At 65.5% G+C, this 2333-nt stretch carries 2 protein-coding genes; one reads left to right on the top strand and one right to left on the bottom strand.

Annotated features, from left to right (window positions below; all coding sequences use genetic code 11):
• Positions 1 to 269: 269 nt before the first annotated feature.
• Positions 270 to 1346, bottom strand: coding sequence for a rod shape-determining protein RodA (rodA, locus tag DBR20_RS05945; protein WP_181393027.1), 1077 nt, complete (start codon positions 1344 to 1346; stop codon positions 270 to 272).
• A gap of 423 nt (positions 1347 to 1769) precedes the next feature.
• Between rodA and DBR20_RS05940 the strand changes: the two genes are divergently transcribed.
• Entirely contained in the window at positions 1770 to 2180 is a 411-nt protein-coding gene (locus DBR20_RS05940; RefSeq protein ID WP_025877245.1) for a hypothetical protein, read from the top strand.
• Positions 2181 to 2333: the final 153 nt, after the last annotated feature.

Raw genomic sequence — 2333 nt, 5'->3', positions numbered from 1 at the left:
GAGCCGAGCGCGGGCTCGGCTCTACTGGAAGCGTGGGCAACCGGCCATGCTGCTTTTGCTTTTGATCTTTTTTCTTCTTGCGTGGTGGACGCCACAGGAACGTGTCCGTGGCCGGGTAGATGGGCTGCGCAGGGGCGTGAGCCGCATGGATGCGGCGACCGAGCTTACAGGGACGTACTTGCAGCGGCCCCTGCGCAGCCCATCTACCCGAGCCTCCTCATGAATCGCTTTGCGGCCACCCACGAGGGGCTGCGCCGTTGGCTGGAAACCTACGCGTGTACCGGCCGATGCCCGCGCACCGCCATCACCAGGCCGATACCGGCCAGCAACGACACCGCCGAAGTGCCTCCGTAGCTGATCAGCGGCATCGGAATGCCCACCACCGGCAGCAAGCCGGAAATCATCCCGCCGTTGACCAGTACGTACACGAAGAACGCCAGACCGAGGCTGCCGGCCAACAGCCGCGCGTGCGTGTCGCGTGCCTGCACTGCGATCGACAGGCATCGCCCGACCACGAACAGATACAAGGCGAACACCGTCACCACGCCGATCCAGCCGAATTCCTCGGCCAATACCGAGAACGCGAAATCGGTGGTGTACTCGGGCAGGAAATCCAATGTGGCCTGTGTGCCGTGGCCCCAGCCACGCCCCTGCATGCCACCCGAGCCGATGGCGATGCGCGATTGCAGAATGTTCCAACCGGTGCCCAAGGGATCGGCAGCCGGATCCAGGAAGGTCAGGACACGGTTCTTCTGGTACTGCCGCAGCAGCCCGAACCACGCCAGTGGAGCAGCCACCGACACCGCACTCAAGCCGGCCACCACCCAGCGCCACTGCAGGCCAGCCAGCAGCAACGCAAACACGCCGCTGGCGGTCACCAGCGTGGCCGTACCCAGGTTGGGCTGCATCAGGATCAGCACCGCTGGCACCCCGATCAGCACCGCTGCCGTCAACACCGTGCGCGGCGATGGCGGCAGCGGCTGACGGTGCAGATACCAGGCCATCATCAACGGCAGGCTGAGTTTGAGCAGCTCCGAGGGCTGCAGGTAGAACACGCCGAGGTTGAGCCAACGTTGCCCGTATTTACCGGTGCCGATCACATACACCGCCATCAACGGCAGCATCGACAACGCATAGATGGCAGGCGTCCACGCGCGCAGGCGCAGCAGCGAGACCCGCGACAACAGCCACATCGCCACCAGGCCACCGGCGAAGCGCATCGCCTGCCCATGCACCGGCCCGTTCACGCTGTACAGCACCGCCAGGCCCGCGCCCATCAGGATCAACAACGCGACCAGCAACGGCAGATCGATCGTGCGCACTGCCTCACGGCAGCCGCCAAGCATTCGTTTCCATTTCACCCGCGGCACGGTAGCAACCGGCGCTTTCGCGAAGCTGTCAGCGCTGTTTGACGCTATCGACTCCTTCGGCGACAACTGCTTTTGGCGACTGGACTTTCCGGGTTTCAAACAATTCTGATTGGAGCCGCAAGGGCCCCGTGCACATCATGTGCGGCCACCGACAACGGGTGGCACGGGACTCCAATCCCGTTTGATAGATGCGTTGTTTACGCTTGCCAGCCGGCGTCGCTTTTTCCTTGTTGAGCGGCGTCGGCTGGCAATCCGTCCGTGCGTCTTTGGCGGGCGGTGCGTGGAGGGCCTCGTGCCCGCCGGCGTTCCAGCGTCTATCACCGGTATTGGAGCCACGCATCGCCTGCCACCCTCGCCTCCACGCGGGGTGGCCCTTGCCGACCGCACGAGGCCCCCGCCATGTCCGCTTCCACCTACCCGTACCTGTTCGCCACGCTGGGCGAGGCTGCTCACCAGCTGCCGCATGACATCGCCCGCGCGCTGGAAACCACGCTCACTGCAACGCAGGCCGCCAACGCGCCTGGCGGCCCTACCCTGCTGGACTGCCTGCAGCGCATCCGCCAGGTGGAAGCGGCAGATGGCCAGCCGTGGCCGAGCCAAGGGCGAACGCAGGCGCAGTGCATGGCGATGGCGCGCATCGACCGCGCCAATGCCGGGCTGACCTTCCTGCTGGAACTGCTGCACGCCAGCGAACGCGTGCGCGTGGACGGCGACGACACGCAGCATCTGCCCGACGACGCCCGCGAAGGCCTGCTGCTGGCCTGCCGAGGGCTGTCGGAATACGTGGATGTGCAGTTGCAGGCCGCGTAATGCGCACGTCGCTGTGCCCTCGCCTGCCTCTCGTACAGCGCATGCCGGCCCTGAGCCGAGCATGGCTCGGCACTACAAAGAGCGAAGCGACCCGCTTCTGCTCTGCTTTATTTCTCTTTGCGTGGGTGGCCACCGCAGGAAACTGTCAGAGGC

Origin of the sequence: Stenotrophomonas sp. HMWF023 (genome assembly GCF_003060985.1) — a bacterium.
GTDB classification, from domain to species: domain Bacteria; phylum Pseudomonadota; class Gammaproteobacteria; order Xanthomonadales; family Xanthomonadaceae; genus Stenotrophomonas; species Stenotrophomonas lactitubi.
Note: the sequence above shows the minus strand (reverse complement) of the source record. Positions and strands in the feature narration are given on the sequence as shown.

Bases quoted from the DNA above. Each gene is read 5' to 3' on its own strand.
- rodA (WP_181393027.1), bottom strand. From the start codon at position 1,346: ATGCTTGGCGGCTGCCGTGAGGCAGTGCGCACGATCGATCTGCCGTTG.
- DBR20_RS05940 (WP_025877245.1), top strand. From the start codon at position 1,770: ATGTCCGCTTCCACCTACCCGTACCTGTTCGCCACGCTGGGCGAGGCT.